18 protein-coding genes are annotated in these 17,989 nt (G+C 47.4%); 7 read left to right on the forward strand and 11 right to left on the reverse strand.

The genetic code is table 11. From position 1 onward, the window contains the following. From BBI11_RS04830 to BBI11_RS04840, 4 genes are all read right to left on the reverse strand, one after another. Window positions 1–573 carry a beta-class carbonic anhydrase gene (locus tag BBI11_RS04830; RefSeq protein WP_068461149.1) on the reverse strand — a complete coding sequence of 191 codons (573 nt, stop codon included), beginning with the start codon at window positions 571–573 and terminating at the stop codon, window positions 1–3. A gap of 30 nt (window positions 574–603) precedes the next feature. After that, complete coding sequence (gene mreBH / locus BBI11_RS04835; protein ID WP_068461153.1) at window positions 604–1,611, reverse strand: rod-share determining protein MreBH; 1,008 nt, start codon at window positions 1,609–1,611, stop codon at window positions 604–606. A gap of 128 nt (window positions 1,612–1,739) precedes the next feature. Next, the gene (locus BBI11_RS16455; protein ID WP_167358028.1) at window positions 1,740–1,880 is read right to left on the reverse strand and encodes a hypothetical protein; all 141 of its coding nucleotides are present in this window, start codon (window positions 1,878–1,880) and stop codon (window positions 1,740–1,742) included. Between the two features lie 84 nt (window positions 1,881–1,964). Then, entirely contained in the window at window positions 1,965–3,197 is a 1,233-nt protein-coding gene (locus BBI11_RS04840) for an aminopeptidase (protein ID WP_068461157.1), read from the reverse strand. Window positions 3,198–3,340: 143 nt separating this feature from the next. Here BBI11_RS04840 and BBI11_RS04845 point away from each other — a divergent pair, with 143 nt between their 5' ends. From BBI11_RS04845 to BBI11_RS04860, 4 genes are all read left to right on the forward strand, one after another. Then, window positions 3,341–4,435, forward strand: a complete 1,095-nt coding sequence (locus tag BBI11_RS04845; RefSeq protein ID WP_068461158.1) for a carbohydrate kinase — start codon at window positions 3,341–3,343, stop codon at window positions 4,433–4,435. Then, window positions 4,432–5,343, forward strand: coding sequence for a pseudouridine-5'-phosphate glycosidase (locus BBI11_RS04850; protein WP_068461160.1), 912 nt, complete (start codon window positions 4,432–4,434; stop codon window positions 5,341–5,343). Before BBI11_RS04845 ends, BBI11_RS04850 begins: the two co-directional genes overlap by 4 nt. Window positions 5,344–5,453: 110 nt before the next feature. After that, on the forward strand, window positions 5,454–6,761 hold the full coding sequence (locus BBI11_RS04855) for an FAD-dependent oxidoreductase (RefSeq protein WP_068461162.1): 1,308 nt from the start codon (window positions 5,454–5,456) through the stop codon (window positions 6,759–6,761). Then, on the forward strand, window positions 6,758–7,744 hold the full coding sequence (locus BBI11_RS04860; protein WP_068461164.1) for a class I SAM-dependent methyltransferase: 987 nt from the start codon (window positions 6,758–6,760) through the stop codon (window positions 7,742–7,744). The genes BBI11_RS04855 and BBI11_RS04860 overlap by 4 nt, the downstream gene beginning before the upstream one ends. Window positions 7,745–8,160: 416 nt before the next feature. Here BBI11_RS04860 and BBI11_RS04865 read toward each other — a convergent pair whose 3' ends face one another. Together BBI11_RS04865 and BBI11_RS04870 are read right to left on the reverse strand one after the other, a co-directional pair. Continuing rightward, the gene (locus BBI11_RS04865) at window positions 8,161–8,382 is read right to left on the reverse strand and encodes a DUF1128 domain-containing protein (RefSeq protein WP_068461166.1); all 222 of its coding nucleotides are present in this window, start codon (window positions 8,380–8,382) and stop codon (window positions 8,161–8,163) included. Window positions 8,383–8,440: 58 nt separating this feature from the next. Continuing rightward, the gene (locus tag BBI11_RS04870; protein ID WP_068461167.1) at window positions 8,441–9,802 is read right to left on the reverse strand and encodes an alanine/glycine:cation symporter family protein; all 1,362 of its coding nucleotides are present in this window, start codon (window positions 9,800–9,802) and stop codon (window positions 8,441–8,443) included. A gap of 188 nt (window positions 9,803–9,990) precedes the next feature. On the opposite strand from BBI11_RS04870, the gene BBI11_RS16335 reads away from it, so the two are divergent. Beyond that, complete coding sequence (locus BBI11_RS16335) at window positions 9,991–10,467, forward strand: YtxH domain-containing protein (protein ID WP_068461168.1); 477 nt, start codon at window positions 9,991–9,993, stop codon at window positions 10,465–10,467. 12 nt (window positions 10,468–10,479) lie between these two features. Continuing rightward, on the forward strand, window positions 10,480–11,394 hold the full coding sequence (locus BBI11_RS04880) for a YihY/virulence factor BrkB family protein (RefSeq protein WP_068461169.1): 915 nt from the start codon (window positions 10,480–10,482) through the stop codon (window positions 11,392–11,394). 27 nt (window positions 11,395–11,421) lie between these two features. Here BBI11_RS04880 and BBI11_RS04885 read toward each other — a convergent pair whose 3' ends face one another. The 3 genes from BBI11_RS04885 to BBI11_RS04895 all read right to left on the reverse strand — a co-directional run bounded on the left by BBI11_RS04885 (window position 11,422) and on the right by BBI11_RS04895 (window position 14,365). Beyond that, a complete protein-coding gene (locus tag BBI11_RS04885) occupies window positions 11,422–13,296 on the reverse strand; it encodes a heavy metal translocating P-type ATPase (RefSeq protein ID WP_237150320.1) in 1,875 nt (624 codons plus the stop codon). 167 nt (window positions 13,297–13,463) lie between these two features. Further along, on the reverse strand, window positions 13,464–13,661 hold the full coding sequence (locus tag BBI11_RS04890; protein WP_068461171.1) for an SE1561 family protein: 198 nt from the start codon (window positions 13,659–13,661) through the stop codon (window positions 13,464–13,466). A gap of 323 nt (window positions 13,662–13,984) precedes the next feature. Next, complete coding sequence (locus tag BBI11_RS04895; RefSeq protein WP_068461173.1) at window positions 13,985–14,365, reverse strand: OsmC family protein; 381 nt, start codon at window positions 14,363–14,365, stop codon at window positions 13,985–13,987. Window positions 14,366–14,444: 79 nt separating this feature from the next. Here BBI11_RS04895 and BBI11_RS04900 point away from each other — a divergent pair, with 79 nt between their 5' ends. Beyond that, the gene (locus BBI11_RS04900) at window positions 14,445–15,617 is read left to right on the forward strand and encodes an MFS transporter (RefSeq protein ID WP_068461175.1); all 1,173 of its coding nucleotides are present in this window, start codon (window positions 14,445–14,447) and stop codon (window positions 15,615–15,617) included. 54 nt (window positions 15,618–15,671) lie between these two features. Here the strand turns inward: BBI11_RS04900 and rlmD are convergent, their stop codons facing one another. Beyond that, entirely contained in the window at window positions 15,672–17,036 is a 1,365-nt protein-coding gene (rlmD, locus tag BBI11_RS04905) for a 23S rRNA (uracil(1939)-C(5))-methyltransferase RlmD (RefSeq protein WP_068461176.1), read from the reverse strand. 41 nt (window positions 17,037–17,077) lie between these two features. Next, complete coding sequence (locus tag BBI11_RS04910; RefSeq protein WP_068461177.1) at window positions 17,078–17,977, reverse strand: TIGR01777 family oxidoreductase; 900 nt, start codon at window positions 17,975–17,977, stop codon at window positions 17,078–17,080. Window positions 17,978–17,989: the final 12 nt, after the last annotated feature.

The raw sequence follows: 17,989 nt of genomic DNA on the forward strand, positions 1-17,989 counted from the left end.
TCAGCGGTTTTCGTTTGTATTGCCGTCAATGACGACATCTAATTTTCCAGTTTTTGGGTCTATGACAAGGCCGTGGACGGGAACGGTTTTATCCATCAAAGGATGATGGCGGACCATGTCGACGCTATGGCGTACGCTATCCGATACATTGTCGAAGCCTTTTAACCACTCGTCGAGGTTGACGCCAGAGAATTTCATTTGTTCAATCGTACTTTCTTCAATTCCGCGTTCGATCATCTTTTCGAGGATGCCTTCAGGTTTCACTTTCGCCATGCCGCAATCGTGATGGCCGATAATATAGATCTCATCAGCCTTCAATTCGTACACCGCCACGAACAAACTGCGCATAATGCCGCCAAACGGATGGTTAATGATAGCGCCGGCGCTTTTGACGATTTTGACATCGCCGTTTTTAAAGTTCATCGCTTTTGGCAATAGTTCTAGCAGGCGGGTATCCATGCAAGTCAAAATGACGATCCGCTTATCCGGGAGATTGGTGGTGATGAATTCCTCATAGTGTTTTTCTTCTACAAATTTTTCGTTGTAATCCAAAATCTCATTTAATAAAGACATCGCTTTTCCTCCTTGATGGTGGGGTATAAGTCAGCGCGACATTTTCTCGAGCTGGTCGATCATGCCGAGCGAACGGCCGGTGCCAATCGCGACGGATTCTAGTGGATCTGGAGCGATGTGGACCGGTACGGAAATTTCTTGCGCGAGCCATTCCTGCAAGCCTTTCAACAAAGCGCCGCCGCCTGAAATGACGACACCCTGGTCAACCATATCGCCAGACAATTCAGCAGGGCAATTTTCCAGTGTCGCACGGATGCATTCGAGAATGGCCGATAACGACTCACCAAGTGCTTTTTGCATTTCGTCGGAACTCAATTCGATTGTCTTCGGCAAGCCGCTTAAGACGTCGCGCCCGCGGATATTCATCTTCTTCGGCTCGTGAGGGATCGGCGCGTAGCCAATTTCTTTTTTGATTGTCTCAGCCGTCTTCTCACCAATCAATAGATTGTAATGCTTGCGCACATACTGGATGATGTCTTCATCCATCCGGTCGCCGGCAATCTTGATCGTATTGGAAGACACGACGCCTCCAAATGAAATGATGGCGACTTCTGTCGTACCCCCGCCGATATCGACGATGACCGAAGCGACAGGTTCCGTAATCGGCAAATTAGCGCCAATTGCTGCGGCTACCGTTTCTTCGATCAAGTGGACAGATTTAGCGCCGCTTTGTTTCACGGCGTCGTGAATCGCCCGGCGTTCAACAGCAGTTGCGCCAGACGGGGTGCAGACCATGACTTTTGGTTTGCGCAATGAACCGCCGAGCTGTTTCGCCGCTTTTTGCATAACCAGCTTTAAGAGCTCACGGGTGACGTCAAAATCGGCGATGACGCCTTCTTTCATCGGCCGGACGATGCGGATGGAATCAGGCGCTTTGCCAAGCATCGCTTTTGCCTCAGAGCCGATGGCGATCACAGCACCGCTGCGGGCATCGAGGGCAACGATGGATGGTTCATTTAAAATGACGCCTTTGGACTTTGTATAAACGAGAATATTGGCGGTACCGAGATCGATCCCGATATCCGTTGCAGAAAACATGGATGAATTCCTCCTAATCGGTATAAGCACTGCTTATTCAAATTTTATCACTTTTCTGTGAGATGTGATAGGGGCACGATAAACAGAAAAAAAGCTTTGCCCCGTGTTTACGAGGCAAAGCTTTTTACTTAATGACGCTCTTTCGGAAGCGGATCGATATGCTCTGCATCATGGCTATGAAGTTCTTTGCCAAGGAAATGAAGCAGTGTGAAGAAGAACATGAAGATCACAGCCATAAATCCGAGAACAGCTGTAATACCGTATAGCATAGTGATAACCCCTCTCTAAACTGTAATTATCCTATTCAGTATACATGAAAATGAATGGGAAATTAAGTGTCGAATTATCGACCTTTAAAAGGCCCAGTTGCCGCTTCTGAAAATCGGTTCGCGCGTGCCATCTTCCAAAATGCCGTCGATGTCCATATCAGCAGAGCCGACCATGAAATCGACATGCGTGATGCTTTGGTTCAAACCGTGTTCTTTTAATTCATCCGCCGACATCGTTTTGCCGCCTTCTAGGCAGAACGCATAAGCACTGCCAATTGCGAAATGATTGGACGCATTCTCGTCATACAAAGTATTGAAGAACAAAATACCGGAATCCGAAATCGGCGATTGATGCGGCACTAATGCCACTTCACCGAGGCGGTGGGAGCCTTCATCGGTGGCAACCAATTCTTTCAGCACTTCCTCTCCTTGTTCTGCAGAGACATCCGTGATGCGGCCGCCTTCGAATGTGATTTTAAAGCCGTCGATGATATTGCCGCCATAGCTAAGCGGTTTGGTGCTTGAGACAAAACCATTGACCTCATCTTTATGCGGTACTGTGAAAACTTCTTCTGTCGGCATATTGGCCATGAACGTATGGCCTTTTTCGTTGACGGAACCAGCGCCTGCCCACAGATGGCCTTTTGGCAGCGTGACTTCAAGATCAGTGCCTGGTGCCTGGTAATGAAGCTTAGCGTATTTTTTGTCATTCAAGTAATCAGCTTTTGTATGAAGCGTACGATCATGCTCCAGCCAAGCTTCAATCGGGTTTTCGGTATCGGCGCGGACAGCCTTGAAAATCGCTTCCCACAGGGCTGATACTTGTTCGTTTTCAGGGAGATCGGGGAAGACTTTCTTCGCCCACTGCTCAGATGGTGCTGCAAGAACGCACCAGCTGATTTTGTCGGACTGGACGTATTGACGGTATTTGCTCAATGCTTGCCCGGTCGCTTTTTGGGAAGCTGAAATGCGTTTGGAATCAATGCCTTTTAGTAAGTCCGGGCTTTGCGAAACGACGCTAATGAAAGCGGCGCCTTGTGCAGCCAATTGCTCACGCTCTTGGATTTTCCATTCCGGGTATTCTGCAAAAGAATCCTCCGGTGCTTTCTCAAAGCGCGTGCGGGAAATCACATCGTCGCTCCAATCCACAAAAACTTGCCTAGCGCCTTCTTCATATGCTTTCTTGACGATCAAGCGCACGAACGGCGCTGAGTCTATGGAAGCTGCAATATACAATTTTTGGTCAGGCTGAATATTGACACCCACCTTTACAGCCAATTCTGCATAGCGGGTTAACTTTTCATCAAATGTGGTCATCTTCAAAACACTCCTCTCATCCTTTCTATAGTAGCAATATTTAATTGCTCAGTGCAATAGCAATGCTTTTAGAAAGAAAGCGCTTGCAATTTAAATTATAAAAGTTTATGATTTAAACAAATGTTTAGAGAGGAGGAAATGCAATGAATCGCAATGAACAGAAAATCCTTGCATTGATCGAACGTGACCCGTATTTGTCTCAGCAGGAAATGGCGGATGTACTCGGGCTTTCGCGGCCATCGTTAGCCAATCTAATCTCTGGACTTATCAAGCAAGGCAAGATTTTGGGCCGCGCTTATGTATTGCCTGAAGAAAATGCCATTTTGTGCATTGGTGGGGCTAATATTGACCGAAAGTTTCATTTGAAAGCTGCTTCTGTTCACGGTACTTCCAATCCCGCGACAGTGACAAGAAGCGTCGGGGGCGTTGCGCGCAATATTGCGGAAAACTTAGGACGGCTGGGACACACGGTTCAATTGGTATCAGTCGCAGGAGACGATCCGGAATGGCGCTATATCGAAGAAGTGTCTTCGCCTTATATGGATACCGCCATGACCAAGACCATTGCGAAAAGCGTAACCGGCAGTTATACCGCGGTATTGGAACCAGACGGCGAGATGGCTTTTGCGCTCGCTGATATGGATGTTTATACGGCGTTGACACCTGAGTATCTGGAACCTCATCGCAGTAAGCTAATGCGCGCGAAATTGCTGGCGGTGGACTTGAACTGTCCGAAAGAAACCGTTCAGTATTTGCAAAATCTTGCCTCTTCATCTCAAGTGCCGCTTGCTGTCATTCCCGTATCGGCGCCTAAAATGGAACGACTTTCAGAGGATTTAAACGGTATAACGTTCCTAATCCTGAACCGCGACGAGGCAGCTCTCAGGCTCGGCATATCGATACATAATCAAGCGGATTGGAGACGGGCCGTCGAATTGCTTCTTGCTCAAGGCGCGAAAACGGTCGTGATCACCGGAGGAAAAGCTGGCGCCATGGCAGGAGATAGAGATGGTGTGGTGCATTTTCCGTCAATCGAAGCAAAGCACGTAGAAGATGTCACGGGGGCGGGAGATGCTTTCACTGGCGGCCTGCTGCACGCCCATCTGGCCGGATATGATTTTCGCAAATCGGTACAACTGGGCATGTTGAATGCAGCCAAAACGCTTGCGTGCAGCGAGACAGTACGCCCGGAATTGAACGAAAGCTTGTTAGTCAAAGAATTGGGGGAATTGAAATGACAAACGTAATCAGCTATTCAACAGAAGTCCAGGAAGCCATTAAACAGAACACGCCAGTCGTGGCATTGGAATCGACGATCATCTCGCACGGCATGCCATATCCTCAAAACGTGGAGACGGCACGTGAAGTAGAACAAATCGTCCGCGATCATGGTGCTGTGCCAGCGACGATCGCTTTAATGGACGGCCAGATCAAAATTGGCTTGTCGGATGAAGAGTTAGAACTTTTGGGCACTGCACCTGACGTGGCAAAAGTATCGCGGCGAGATATCGGACAATTGCTTGCCACTAAAAAGATTGGCGCGACGACAGTGGCAGCGACCATGATTTTCGCTGAACTTGCGGGCATACGCGTTTTTGCAACAGGCGGCATCGGCGGAGTTCACCGTGGGGCAGAGACGACAATGGACATTTCGGCCGATTTGGAAGAGCTTTCGACTACGAGCGTTGCGGTCGTTTGTGCAGGAGCAAAATCGATTTTGGATATCGGACTGACACTCGAATACTTAGAGACAAAAGGGGTTCCGGTCATCGGTTACCAGACGGAGGAAATGCCAGCATTCTACACACGGCAAAGTGGCTTCCCTTTAAGTTGCAATTCCCAATCGATTGAAGAACTCGCAAGTATCTTGAAGGCGCAATGGTCGCTCGGCTTAAAGGGCGGGGCTGTCATCGCCAACCCAATTCCTCAAGAGCATGCGCTAGAACAATCATTCATAGACAGCATTATCGAGCGAGCAATGGCTGAAGCACATGCAAACGGCATTAAAGGAAAAGACGTAACGCCATTTTTGCTCGGCAAAATTAAAGAACTAACAGAAGGCGAAAGCCTCGTCGCCAATATCGAACTGGTTAAGCACAATGCTAAGGTCGGAGCCGAACTCGCGGCTTCGTATCATGCACTTTAAGGATAAATTGTGAAAAAAAGGCCCATTATGGGTCTTTTTTTAATGTTTGCCGGCCGTACAGTTTTCAGGAACTCTTTTTAAGGGTAAGGAAACACAAGGAGTTGAAGTTCATGAAAACGGATGTGTTTATCGGCGGAGGGGGAATAGGCGGGTTAACGCTCGCGTTGAAGTTGGTGCGGCGCGGCTTTAGTGTCGTGCTCGCCGAACGCATGGCCGTGCGCTCTCCGACTTATAAAGGAGAGCTGCTGCAGCCGAAGAGCATGCAAGTGTTCGATGGGCTTGGCGTATACGAGTCCGTTTGTGATCGGTCCAATGAAATCAAAGTACTCGACATGCTCGAACTGTCCAGTACCTTGAAAGTGAAAGACCAATCCTTCATGGATTACAGCGTGTTGCCAGGAAAGTACAATGCCGCTTACATGATTCATCATGAAGAACTGAAGACGATTATTCGGGAAGCGGCATGTGAATACGACAACTTCCATTATTTAAAAGGCACTGCTTGTAAAGGCTATACTGATCACGCGGCCATTCTTCAAAAAGGCACTGAGAAATTTGAAGTAGAAGCCAAGTTCTTTTTCGGCGCAGAAGGCCGGTCATCGGTGACGCGAAAAGCGATGGAAGTCGAAGTCAAGCAGACCACCTACAACCATCATTTTCTGACAGTGACGTTTCCGCGTGCGGAGAATTTCACAGACGGCAAAATCATTTCCACGTACAACCGTTTCCTCGGGCTGTTCCCGCTTCCTGACGATCAAGTGCGAAGTGTATATTTGATTCCGCCGGGAGATTATAAAACCTTGAAGGAAAAGCCCATTAGCCATTTTCATAAACTGTACACCGACTTGGCGCCGGCTGTGGACGGTTATGTCCAGCAGTTGACGGACTGGAAAAAAATCCAGTTGATGATTCCAGTCATGTATCATGCCAATTCCTATGTAAAAGGCAATAAAGCCATTATTGGCGATGCGGCGCATGCAGTTCATCCAATGGCAGGAGAAGGCATGAACATGGCGATACAAGATGCCGATGTGCTCGGGGAGCTTGCGGCGGATATGCTAGCTGAGAAGACGGCCGATACAGCCAATTTGAAATGGTACGAAAAAGTACGTTATCGCAGAGCGGACCATGTTATCCAGTTGAGCCATTTGGCAGCACTCGCTTATTCATTTCCGTACCGTCCAGTCAGTTATCTGCGCCAGCGGACATTCGAACGCATGGAAGAAGACCCAATCCTCCATTTCAAGCAGATGCTAAATGTCTCAGGCCTCGGTCTCTGGAAGGAAAACGTCCGGGACCGCTTTATTCAAGGCGGGTTTATGCCGGTGCGTGCAAAGGAATTAACAGCAGGCACAAAAGAACTGAAATACTACAAACCGGAAGATGATTACCCGTGGAAAGTGGAGGGATTTAAATGATTGATGTGATGAAAATGGTAAAAGCCAGAACATATATGAAACGCAATGAGCCGTTCCTGTATAGCTGGCATGCTTATGTTGGATATGAATTAGATTTGTTCAAGTCATTTGAACGACCGATGACACAATTTGATGTGGCAGATGCACTTGACCTTGATGAACAATTGCTCGCGCAATGGGTAGCGATTGGCGTATCGATTGGATACTTGAAAGAAGTGAGCCGCAACCGTTACCAGATTAAGAATCGGTGGAAGTTACCAAAATCCAAAGGCAATAATTCTTCAGGCGTGTTGCTAAAAGAAATGATGGAACTGCATCTCCCAACCTTGCTCCAATATCCCGAAATGATGCGCAACCGGAGTCGTCTCCATTTCGATGAAGACGAACACGCAGGAACCGTGGCAGAGACTAGCCGACTGTTAGAAGTTTTAGCCTATCCAAAAATGGCCAAAAGGCTGAAGGAGAAAAACTGTCGACGTGTACTCGACATTGGCTGCGGAGAAGGTGGCTACATAAAAAAAATGGGGCTGCGATTCCCATCTACACAATTTACAGGAATTGAAATTAGCGAAGAAGTAGTGGAAACGGCGAAACAATTGACGGCAGCACAAGACAATGTCTTTATTGAGCAGGCAGATTTGTGGAATTACAAGCCCGAATCTCCGCAGGACATGGTGATGATTAATAATGTGCTGCACTACATCCCGCTCGAAAAACGCCAGGCTTTGTTCAAGGAAATCAGCAGCTGGGTCGAAGAGGGGGGCATTTTATCGATCGTCACACCAATCGCCGGAGGCCCAGACAGCCCACCGTTTGCCAACGTGTTCAATAGCTTTTTCTCATCCTTCGATAATCTCTACCGACTGCCGAAAAGAGAAGAGCTCATCGAATGGGGAGAAGAAGCCGGACTCGAAATGCTCAGCCTCCAGACCGTCATCAAAGAAGGCGGCTGGTATATCGTGCAATATGAAAAGAAAAGCTGAAATGGCCGCTATGGCTCGACAGGCGTAAGACGGGTCCCCGAAGCGGCGCCCTTTGCCGCACAGGGGAAGTGGCTTACGACCCGAGAGGCAGGCCATTGACGCTAGACAAAAAGAAAAGCAAAAGCGCCCGTTGAGCTCCGACAGGCATAAGACAGATGTCCGAAGCGGCGTCCTTTGTCGCACAGGACAGTTGGCTTATGACCCGAGGAGCTGGGCGATTGAGCTGGACAAAAGAAAAGCTGAAATGGCCGTCTTTAGGAAGCTAAGCTAAGAACGCGACGTCCTGTCGCAACGCTTAGCTGACCCACATCCTGTGGGCCCTCGGAAAGCGTCCGGCCGGAGCGAAAGGCAAAAAAGGCTGTCGAGGTTTCTCGACAGCAAATAAAAAAACCTGAAGCACAAGGCTTCAGGTTTTTTTATTTGCGTAATGAACCAAGTTCAGAGGCAATGGCTTGCATTTCATTCGGGCTGAAATTATTACGATTTTTGACCATCTCGTAAATTTCGCGCAAGTCTTCGTACTCGGAAGAATTGAAATGCTCCGCTTTCATTGCATCAACATTGACCATACGCAGCTTCGTTTTTATTTCCTCAATCATAAAATCGACGTTCTCAGGTGACTGTTTGGATAAATCCATGATCCATTCCTGCCTTTCGGGTGGGTATGCTTTATCATTTCATTATTCAAATGGAATGTCAATTGCCAGAGCGAGCCTGTTCTTTCTCTTCTTTGATCTTCGCCGTGATTTTCTTCGTCTCGTAAACGATGACGCCGGAAAGTCCGAGAAGGCCGATCAAGTTCGGGAATGCCATTAAGCCATTCATGACATCTGAGAAGGTCCAGACGACATCAAGCGAGACCGTCGCGCCGACAAATACCATTGCCACAAAGGCGACGCGGTAAACGATCAACAAGCCCGGACTCTTGAACAAATACTGGAAACACTTCTCGCCGTAGTAAGACCAGCCAATGATGGTCGACGATGCGAAGAAAATTAAACCAATGGCGACGATATAAGGGCCAACTCCTCCGAGGAACTGCTCAAATGCAGCTGTCGTGAGCGCTGCGCCTTCAAGGCTGTCATCCTTATATAAACCGGACATGACAATGGTGATACCGGTAATCGAACAAATGATCAAAGTGTCGAACAACACTTGAGTCATCGAGACCAACGCTTGGCGGCCAGGCATATCGGTTTTTGCCGCTGCCGCCGCGATCGGTGCAGAACCAAGGCCGGCTTCGTTGGAGAAGACGCCTCGTGCTACACCGTAGCGGATCGCAGCACCGATCGCACCACCCACTGCAGCTTCGCCCGTAAAGGCAGCGCTAAAGATCGTGCCGAGGGCTGCAGGAATAAGATCCATATTGAGAATCATGATGATGATTCCGGCAATGATATAAAATAAGGCCATAAATGGTACGAAAAATGCAGTTACTTTACCGATTGTTTTAATTCCGCCGATGATGACAACGGCAGCGAAGATCGTCAAGATGATCCCTGTAATCCATGTTGGCACAGAAAAAGTATCGCGTACAACAGATGCGACAGAATTGGACTGTGTGCCGTTTCCGATACCAAATGCAGCGATAGCGCCGAATATGGCGAATAGCACGGCCAGCCATTTCTGTTTCAAGCCGTGCTCAAGATAATACATCGGCCCGCCGGCCATTTGTCCTTTAGCATCTACAATGCGGTATTTGACAGCAAGAACGGCTTCACCGTATTTTGTTGCCATCCCGAAGAATGCAGAAAACCACATCCAGAAAACAGCTCCAGGACCACCGAGAATGACTGCTGTTGCCACCCCGACGATATTTCCTGTCCCAACTGTCGCAGCCATAGCTGTCGACAATGCTTGGAAATGAGAAATATCACCCTCTGCATCTTTATCCGGGTTTTTACTGAACGTTAGCTTCAATGCATATGGCAATAAGCGCAATTGCAAAAGTCCCAGCCGGACCGTCAAGAAAATCCCAGTCCCTACCAGGAGAATCAAAAGCGGCGGTCCCCATACATAACCGCTGACCGTGCCTAGAAATTCTGTTAAAGCCTCCATGTTTTCTCCCCCTCGTTGATAATTTTTTCTTTAGGAATAATTTCTCCTGTAGAGTTAATATTCCGAAAGTTTGGCGGCAGAGTCAAGTTATTTTTAAAAAAGAATTGCTGATGTGTTTAGATTTTCAAGGAAGAGGGAAAAAATCGAAGTATGACAGAAACTATATTTTATACTAGGAGGAATTTGGAATGAGCCAAAACAAATTAATGACAGGGATAGTAGTAGGAGCGGCTGTAGGAGCGTTAGTTTCATTATTGGACCGCAACACACGTGAAGACGTGGTGGATAAATCGAAAAGAGCAAGCGATAACGCTAAATACTATGCCAGCAATAAAGATGAGTTGAAGTCTGCTTTTAAAGAACAGGCAGAGCGTGCCCAAAATCTGTACGCGCGTATTTCTGAAGATGCTGCATATGTAGGTGGAAAAGTGGAACAAGTGAGAAAATTAGTGCCAGAAGTGAAAGAAGTAGCACAAGATGCAAGAGGCGCCGTGATGGAAACGAAAGAAGCGGTTGTCGAATCTAAAGATGATGTCCTATCAGCAGTGAAAGAAGACAACCCATCACCGAGTTCTTCATTGACGGACGATTCATCTTCTGACAACTCAAACAACTCAAGTAATTCAAACAACTCAAACAACTCGTACAACCAGAACCGCAACTGAGCGGGATAGGTCATGGCAAGCTCTAAAAAGAACGGCCGGTCTCAAGTGCAAAAGCCGAAATATGATGTACTGACTGGCCGTGGTTTTATAAAAGAATTAGCGATACGGATTAAAGACGTCGATGTGCAGGGACTCGGAGCGCAATTGGCGTTTTTTTTCCTATTATCGATTTTTCCGCTGTTGATTTTCCTTGTCAACTTATTGCCTTATTTAAACTTGCCCAGAGAAGAAGTCTTTACGTTCATGGAAAATGTGATTCCTGGTGAAGTATATGTACTAGTCGAACAGACTTTGAACGAAATCCTCACCAATCAAAATGGCGGCTTGCTATCGTTTGGTGTACTTGCAACGATTTGGTCAGCCAGCCTTGGGATGGATGCATTGATCAAATCCTTAAATGCGACCTACCGTGTAAAGGAAAGCCGGCCGTTATTGCTGGCAAGAGGTATGTCGATTTTAATGACCATTCTGTTAATCATCATGCTGGTTGTGGCGCTCGCCTTGCCAATATTCGGCCGACAGATCGGTTTGTTCTTTTTTGCTTTTCTTGGGCTTGAGGAAGGGTTCTTGGAGTTGTGGGGAATGATCCGCTTCACCATTCCGGCCTTGATCACCTTTGTTGTGTGCGCTGTCATTTACTGGCTTGCGCCGAATGTACGCATAAGTTTCAGGACGGTGTTGCCGGGAGCAGCATTCGCTTCGCTCGGCTGGCTTTTACTGTCTTACTTGTTCTCCATCTATATTAATAATTTCGGCAATTTCTCAGCAACATACGGAAGCATTGGCGGAATAATCCTATTATTGCTTTGGCTGTATTTATCAGCGATGCTGTTGATTATCGGCGGTCAATTAAATGCCGTCATGCAAGGCAGGAGACATTCTAGAAAACGACTCAAGCAAAAAAAGACGGCTCTACCCGGTAAATAAGGGAGAGCCGTCTTTTAGTTTGGGCGATCAAACATTGCGGTTAAGCATGCGCAATCCATTTAAAATGACCAAAATGGTGCTGCCTTCATGGCCAATGACGCCTAGCGGCAGAGAAATGGCCTGGAAAAAGTTCGAGAAAATAAGCACGAGGATGACAGCAACTGAGAAAAAGACATTTTGTTTAACGATGCGCTGCATTTTTTTAGCCAGTCGGATCGAGTAAGAAATCCGGGACAAATCATTTTTCATCAGAATGACGTCTGCGGTTTCTAATGCGATGTCTGTTCCTTCGCCCATGGCGATGCCGGTTGTTGCGGTCGCAAGAGCTGGAGCGTCGTTGATGCCGTCTCCTGTCATTGCTACATATTCATATTTGGCGAGTAACTTTTTTAAGTGCTGGACTTTGTCGCCTGGCAAGCATTCGGCAATGTATTCATCAACACCGGTTTCTTCTGCAATGGCTTTTGCGGTTTTTCGGTTATCACCAGTCAGCATGATGCAATAGATGCCGCGGTCTTGAAGTTCGGCAATGGTGGACTTGGTAATATCGCGAACGGTGTCTTTAAGCGCCATGGCAGCCAATATGCCATGGCCATCGCTAATAAATGTGACGGTTTTCCCTTGATTCGCCAAAATGGCCAGAATCCCGTTTTCGAAAGCATAGGCTTCTTCTTCACCGACAAATCCGGGCTTGCCGACCAGGATTTCATCGCTTGCGAAGTGCGTCTTCAAACCATTACCTGGAACATCCACCACTTGCAAACCGCGCAGTGGTTCAATTCCTTGTTGAATAACAAAATCGGTAATTGCTTTGGCGAGTGGATGATTCGATTGCGATTCGATTCCTGCAACAAGTGCCATTACTTGCTCGCGATTTGCATCACGGCGGATGATGAAATCAGTTACTTCGGGTTTGCCACGTGTCAAGGTGCCGGTTTTATCGAAAGCAATGGCTTTAATGACGCTCAAATTCTCTAAATGTGCACCCCCCTTAAAAATCACGCCGCTTTTAGCACCATTTGAAATGGCGGCGAGCGTAGCGGGCATAATGGATGCGACCAATGCACAAGGTGAAGCTACGACAAGCAATACCATGGCCCGGTAAAGGGTTTCATTCCAACTCCACCCCATCAAAAAATGTGGAAGGAACAACATCAGCACGAAGACAAGCAAGACGACTTTAACGTAACGGCCTTCAAAGCGTTCGATAAATTGTTGAGAGGGAGACTTCTCGCTTTCTGCGGATTGTACGAGTTCAATGATTTTTTGGAACATGGTTTCTGAACTAGGTTTGGTCATGACCATGGTAATTGAGCCGGACAAATTAACAGTGCCCGCAAATAAATTATCGCGTGCGTATTTGGACACTGGAATTGCTTCGCCACTGATGGCAGACTCATCGACGGCAGTCTGTCCGGTATGGACTTCGCCATCGACAGGGAAACGTTCACCCGGACGGACGGAGATTAAGTCCCCGGTATTCAATTCACCGACCGGAACACGCACGGTCTCGCCGGACTCTTTTAATAACCATGCTTCATCTGGTTGCATCTCCATGAGAGCAGACAATTCTTTTCGGCTTTTGTTCATTGTATAGGTTTCTAGGGCGCCGCTTAATGCAAAGATGAAGATCAAGATGGCGCCTTCTGTCCAGTAACCAATAACGGATGCGCCGATCGCTGCTAAAATCATCAGAAATTCGACGTTTAACTCTTTGTCTTCGATGGTTTTTTTGATGCCGTACTTGGCCTTGGCGTATCCACCAATAACGAACGCCAGCAAATAAACAATCACTGATGGCAGAGCGATATCCTGCAATTCCAGGATGTAGGCAATGATAATCAGAATTCCGGATAACACCGCAGCTATCAATTCGATATGAGGCCGAACTTTACTCCACATAGCCATCCCTCCATAAGACAATAGGTATCAATTCTTACTGTCAGTTTACCATAGGAAACAAAGAGAAGATGGAAGAAATTTCTTGTTGTGTGCTTGACTAGGATTTTCTCTTGAGAAAACAATAAAAAAAGCCCTGAAACATTTTTCGGCGTTTCAGGGCTTGGGAATTATTCGCTTTCAGTTTCAGGACGGTTTTTGAATTGCTGCATTTTAGTATCCAGGTCATCAACCATGGCAATCAGTCGGTCGATATCTTCAAGCTCGGTGCTTTCTGGTTCGATGGCATCTAACACATCGAGGAACATGCTGAGCCTTTGTTTCATGTACGTTACTTGCTGTTCCTTATCTGTAAGGGATTTTCCCATTGATTCCACCTCATTTCCAATGTTTATAGTAGCTGATATAGGGACGAATATCAATAAGAACTGCCGTCTTAGAGAAAAAACACAAAATTTATTAATTGAATATTTACACTATTCGATTAATATGTTATAGTTGCATCAATCCTTTACGAGGGGAGGACATGACGAATCACCAAACCAAAAAAGTACGCGATAGAAAGAGGAGGCGATTCGAGCATTTAGGTGGAGTCACCGATAGTGCGATTATGGAAACGATATGTGAATATAAAACATGAAGGCTCAGCCCGCAATCTGCCAAGCAGAAACGGACTGAGCCTTCTATGCGTTTAGACGATTTCGTAGGTTTCTACGATGTCGATGGAATCTTCAACCGATCGGACCATCGAGCAGTTTTTACGCGTCAATTCCATGACACGCGGCATTTTAGCTTCGTTGATGTCGCCTTTTATGCGGAAATGCAAGTGGACTTTTGAAACACGGTCTGCTTCTTCAGCGACACGGACGATTTCTTTTACCTCCACTTCGATATCTTGTGCCGGCATGCGTTGCTTATCCAAGACCTTGCGGATGATGCCTGCGCTGCAAATGGCAAGCGAAGAGACCAGCAATTGATAAGGCCGGAATCCGTGTTCTTCATTAGTGGATACGTGGAGCTCGCCGAATGGCAGATGCCCGGTAAATCCGTGTTCATTCATGGAAAATTTCATCTTGTAACGCCTCCTTATGTTAGAATTGTAGCGGAAACTTCGAAAAATAGAAAAGAACGTGCTCGTTCGGGGAGGCATTATGAAACATTTCTTATCAAGCGAACGTGCCCGCTTTTGGATTTTGGTTGCCATTGTGTCGATTTCCGGATTCTCACAAGGTATGTTATTACCGCTGATTGCCGTCATTTTTGAACAAGACGGCGTATCCTCTGCTTTAAATGGCCTCAGTGCCACAGGATTATACATAGGAATCATCGTTGTTGCACCGTTTATGGAGCCGCAGTTGAGAAAGTTCGGGTTTAAACCACTTATTTTAGTTGGCGGGGCAATGGTCATTCTCGCGCTGCTGTCGTTTCCGTTATGGAAAAGCGTGTTGTTTTGGTTTGTCTTGCGCATTCTGATTGGTGTCGGGGACCAGGCGCTGCATTTTTCAACGCAGACTTGGATCACCAGCACGTCGCATCATCATAAACTTGGCCGCAATATTGCGATCTATGGCATGTCGTTCAGTGTCGGCTTTGGCGCAGGGCCATTGTTTGTGCCGCTTGTCCAAGTGTTCGAGGCCTTGCCTTTCATCATTTCTGGAGGACTTTGTTTGATCGCTTGGTCGCTGGTGTTTTTTCTGCGCAATGATTTTCCGGAGTATTCCGCTAGTTCGATGGGTGCCAAAGGGACCTTGCAACGTTTTCGGACAGCGCTTATCATCGGCTGGGTCGCCTTTTTGCCGCCGCTTGGCTACGGATTTTTGGAAGCGTCACTCAGCGCGATTTATCCAGTCTATGCCTTGCGCCAGTCGTTTGATATTAGCATGGTCTCTTATATTCTTGCCGCATTTTCCGTCGGTGCGATAGCCACCCAATTGCCGCTCGGTGAACTGAGTGACCGCATCGGCCGAAAGAAAGTCCTGATGCTGGCACTTAGTGGCGGGGGCGTATCGTTTTTAGTGGCGACTTTCGTCGAATCGAATGCTTGGCTCACGCTTATCTTATTCATGGTGGCCGGCATGTTTGTCGGCTCGACGTTTTCCCTTGGCATTTCCTATATGACAGATTTGATGCCAAAAGAATTGTTGCCAACGGGTAATTTATTATGCGGAGTAGCTTTCAGCGTCGGCAGTTTGATAGGCCCGGCAGCAGGCGGCATGTTCTTAGAAGTCACGGAGCAGTTGAGTTTCCTGTTGTTGATTACAGGCATTCTACTGACCTTGTTCACCATCATTGCGTTCAAGGGCCCCAAAAAACGAATCGTGTGATTGCATGCAAAAAAGGTGTCCAGAGCAAATGCTCCGGACACCTTTTTTCATCCATTATTTCAATACTAATAAGCACACCGCTTCAACTTGAGAAGTCTGCGGGAACATATCGATTGGCTGGATGTATTCAACTCGGTAGATTTTCGTCAACTGCTGCAAGTCTTTTGCGAGTGTCGACGGATTGCAGGACGTATAGACAAAACGTTTTGGTTTTACTTTCAAAATGGTTTTCAATAGGGAATCTGCAAGCCCGGTGCGCGGCGGGTCGACTGTTAAGACATCCGGCACATAGCCTTCTTTGCGCCAAGTTTCGAGCCATTTTTCAGCCGTTCCTGTTACGTAAGTTGCTGGATGGCCTTGTTTTTTCGCATTGGCTTTCGCATCGGCAACGCTTTCCGGAATGGTGTCCATGCCGCGGATTTCACGTGCGGAATCCGCTAGCCACAAGCCAATCGTGCCCACGCCGCAATAAGCATCAACGACGGATTCTTTGCCCGTCAATTTCGCTGCCCGTTTGATTTCATCATAGAGCTTCACGGTTTGTTCCGGGTTTAATTGGAAAAACGCACGGGCTGACAAGTCGAATGACAATTCGCCGAGTTCTTCATGGATGGTCGGTTTACCGAACAGCGTACGTGTTGTTTCGCCAAATACGAGTGAAGTTTTCTCAGCATTAACATTTTGAACGATGGACACCAAGTTCGGATCGATTGCGCTCAGGCGTTCGACGAGTACTTTCTCTTTCGGGATATCTTTGCGTGTCGTGATGAGTACGAGTTGGATCTCACCAGTTTTAACCGCCGTACGCACAGCGATGGTCCGAACGAGCCCTTTCATCGACTTGCCATCATAAATGGATAAGTTCAATTCTTCGATAATGCGTTTTGCAGCATTGGTAATTTTCACTGTATCCGGGTGTTGGACGAGACATTGTTCGATATCGAGCAGCTGTTGTGAGCCTTCGGCAAACAAACCGGCCATCACTTTGCCATCTTTCTTGCGTGTTTGGAACTGGCTTTTATTACGGTAATGCCACGGATCTTCCATACCGATTGTCTCGCGCACTTGAATATCCGTACCGCGCAAATAGCGGTCCAGTGATTGCAGCACCAAATCACGTTTTTCGACAAGCTGTTGGCTGTAAGTCAAATGCTGCAATTGGCAGCCGCCGCATGTCTCAAAAATCGGACATGGTGGCGTCTGGCGGTGCGGAGAGGGTTTGCGGATCTTCAATATTCGTGCTTGTGCAAAATTGTGTTTCACAATTGTCACTTGAGCGGTCACTTCTTCGCCAGGCAGCGCACCTGGAACAAATACGACATTACGTTTGAAAAAGCCGACACCTTCTCCGTTGATGCCGAGCTTTTTGATGGTTAAAGGGAATTTCTGTCCCATTTCAATGATTGGTTTTTCAGTCATGCAGGTCACGTCCTTCAGTTGGTCATCCCATCATTATACGCTTATTTGTATAGGTCAGCCAGTGCTTCTGGCAAATTCGGGAATTCAAACTTGAATCCATGGTCGAGAAGAACGGTTGGCAGCGCGCGCTGTCCTTCGAGCACGAGCCTGCTTTTATCGCCGAGTGCAGCTTTCAGTGCAAATGAAGGAGCAGGAATCCAGTGTGGCCTGCCGAGTGCCCGGCCGATTTCCTTGCCGACCGTTTTCATACGCTGTGGATTCGGCGCTGTCACATTGAATGGGCCTGTGAGTTCTTTCTGTTCAATGGCGAACAGGATTGCGCGCGCCGCATCGCGGACATGGATCCATGACAGCCATTGCCTGCCAGTGCCGACTGTGCCGCCGGCGTATAACTTATACGGCAGCGCCATTAATGGCAGTGCACCTTGTTCTTTTCCAAGCAAAATGCCAAGACGTGCATATGCTGTTCGGATGCCGTCAATTTGCGCTTGTTCGGCAAGGCCTTCCCAAGCGAGCACAGTTTCAGCCAGAAAATCATTGCCATATTCGCGGTCGGCTTCTGTGTACGTTTTATGTTCAGAAGCAGGATAGATTCCGACAGCGCTTGCATTAACAAGCACTTCCGGTTTTTGTTCAAGCGCTGAGAGGATGCGCAGCACTTCTTTCGTCGCCGAGACGCGGCTGTCGTAAATTTTCTTTTTTTGCTTGTCTGTCCACAGTCCGTCATTGATTGATGTGCCGGCCAAATTGACAAGCGCATCGATGCCTTCAAGCTGTGCTTCAGGATACGCTCTATCAGACAGCCAACGGACATATGTGATACCCTGTTCTTTCGGTTTATCTGAACGTGTTAAAACAAACACTTCATGGCCTTTCTCCAGCAGCAGTTCCGTCAAGACAGAACCGAGAAACCCGGTGCCGCCCGTTATCGCTATTTTCATTTTCATCGCCTC

Origin of the sequence: Planococcus maritimus (genome assembly GCF_001687625.2) — a bacterium.
Classification (GTDB): Bacteria; Bacillota; Bacilli; order Bacillales_A; family Planococcaceae; genus Planococcus; species Planococcus maritimus.

What these genes read in the sequence shown, in the direction of transcription:
- BBI11_RS04880 (WP_068461169.1), top strand. Translation starts at nt 10,480, where the DNA reads ATGGCAAGCTCTAAAAAGAACGGCCGGTCTCAAGTGCAAAAGCCGAAA.
- BBI11_RS04850 (WP_068461160.1), top strand. Translation starts at nt 4,432, where the DNA reads ATGACAAACGTAATCAGCTATTCAACAGAAGTCCAGGAAGCCATTAAA.
- BBI11_RS04865 (WP_068461166.1), bottom strand. Translation starts at nt 8,382, where the DNA reads ATGGATTTATCCAAACAGTCACCTGAGAACGTCGATTTTATGATTGAG.
- BBI11_RS04855 (WP_068461162.1), top strand. Translation starts at nt 5,454, where the DNA reads ATGAAAACGGATGTGTTTATCGGCGGAGGGGGAATAGGCGGGTTAACG.
- BBI11_RS04860 (WP_068461164.1), top strand. Translation starts at nt 6,758, where the DNA reads ATGATTGATGTGATGAAAATGGTAAAAGCCAGAACATATATGAAACGC.
- BBI11_RS04840 (WP_068461157.1), bottom strand. Translation starts at nt 3,197, where the DNA reads ATGACCACATTTGATGAAAAGTTAACCCGCTATGCAGAATTGGCTGTA.
- BBI11_RS04830 (WP_068461149.1), bottom strand. Translation starts at nt 573, where the DNA reads ATGTCTTTATTAAATGAGATTTTGGATTACAACGAAAAATTTGTAGAA.
- BBI11_RS04885 (WP_237150320.1), bottom strand. Translation starts at nt 13,296, where the DNA reads ATGTGGAGTAAAGTTCGGCCTCATATCGAATTGATAGCTGCGGTGTTA.
- rlmD (WP_068461176.1), bottom strand. Translation starts at nt 17,036, where the DNA reads ATGACTGAAAAACCAATCATTGAAATGGGACAGAAATTCCCTTTAACC.
- BBI11_RS04845 (WP_068461158.1), top strand. Translation starts at nt 3,341, where the DNA reads ATGAATCGCAATGAACAGAAAATCCTTGCATTGATCGAACGTGACCCG.
- mreBH (WP_068461153.1), bottom strand. Translation starts at nt 1,611, where the DNA reads ATGTTTTCTGCAACGGATATCGGGATCGATCTCGGTACCGCCAATATT.
- BBI11_RS16455 (WP_167358028.1), bottom strand. Translation starts at nt 1,880, where the DNA reads ATGCTATACGGTATTACAGCTGTTCTCGGATTTATGGCTGTGATCTTC.
- BBI11_RS04910 (WP_068461177.1), bottom strand. Translation starts at nt 17,977, where the DNA reads ATGAAAATAGCGATAACGGGCGGCACCGGGTTTCTCGGTTCTGTCTTG.
- BBI11_RS16335 (WP_068461168.1), top strand. Translation starts at nt 9,991, where the DNA reads ATGAGCCAAAACAAATTAATGACAGGGATAGTAGTAGGAGCGGCTGTA.
- BBI11_RS04890 (WP_068461171.1), bottom strand. Translation starts at nt 13,661, where the DNA reads ATGGGAAAATCCCTTACAGATAAGGAACAGCAAGTAACGTACATGAAA.
- BBI11_RS04900 (WP_068461175.1), top strand. Translation starts at nt 14,445, where the DNA reads ATGAAACATTTCTTATCAAGCGAACGTGCCCGCTTTTGGATTTTGGTT.
- BBI11_RS04895 (WP_068461173.1), bottom strand. Translation starts at nt 14,365, where the DNA reads ATGAAATTTTCCATGAATGAACACGGATTTACCGGGCATCTGCCATTC.
- BBI11_RS04870 (WP_068461167.1), bottom strand. Translation starts at nt 9,802, where the DNA reads ATGGAGGCTTTAACAGAATTTCTAGGCACGGTCAGCGGTTATGTATGG.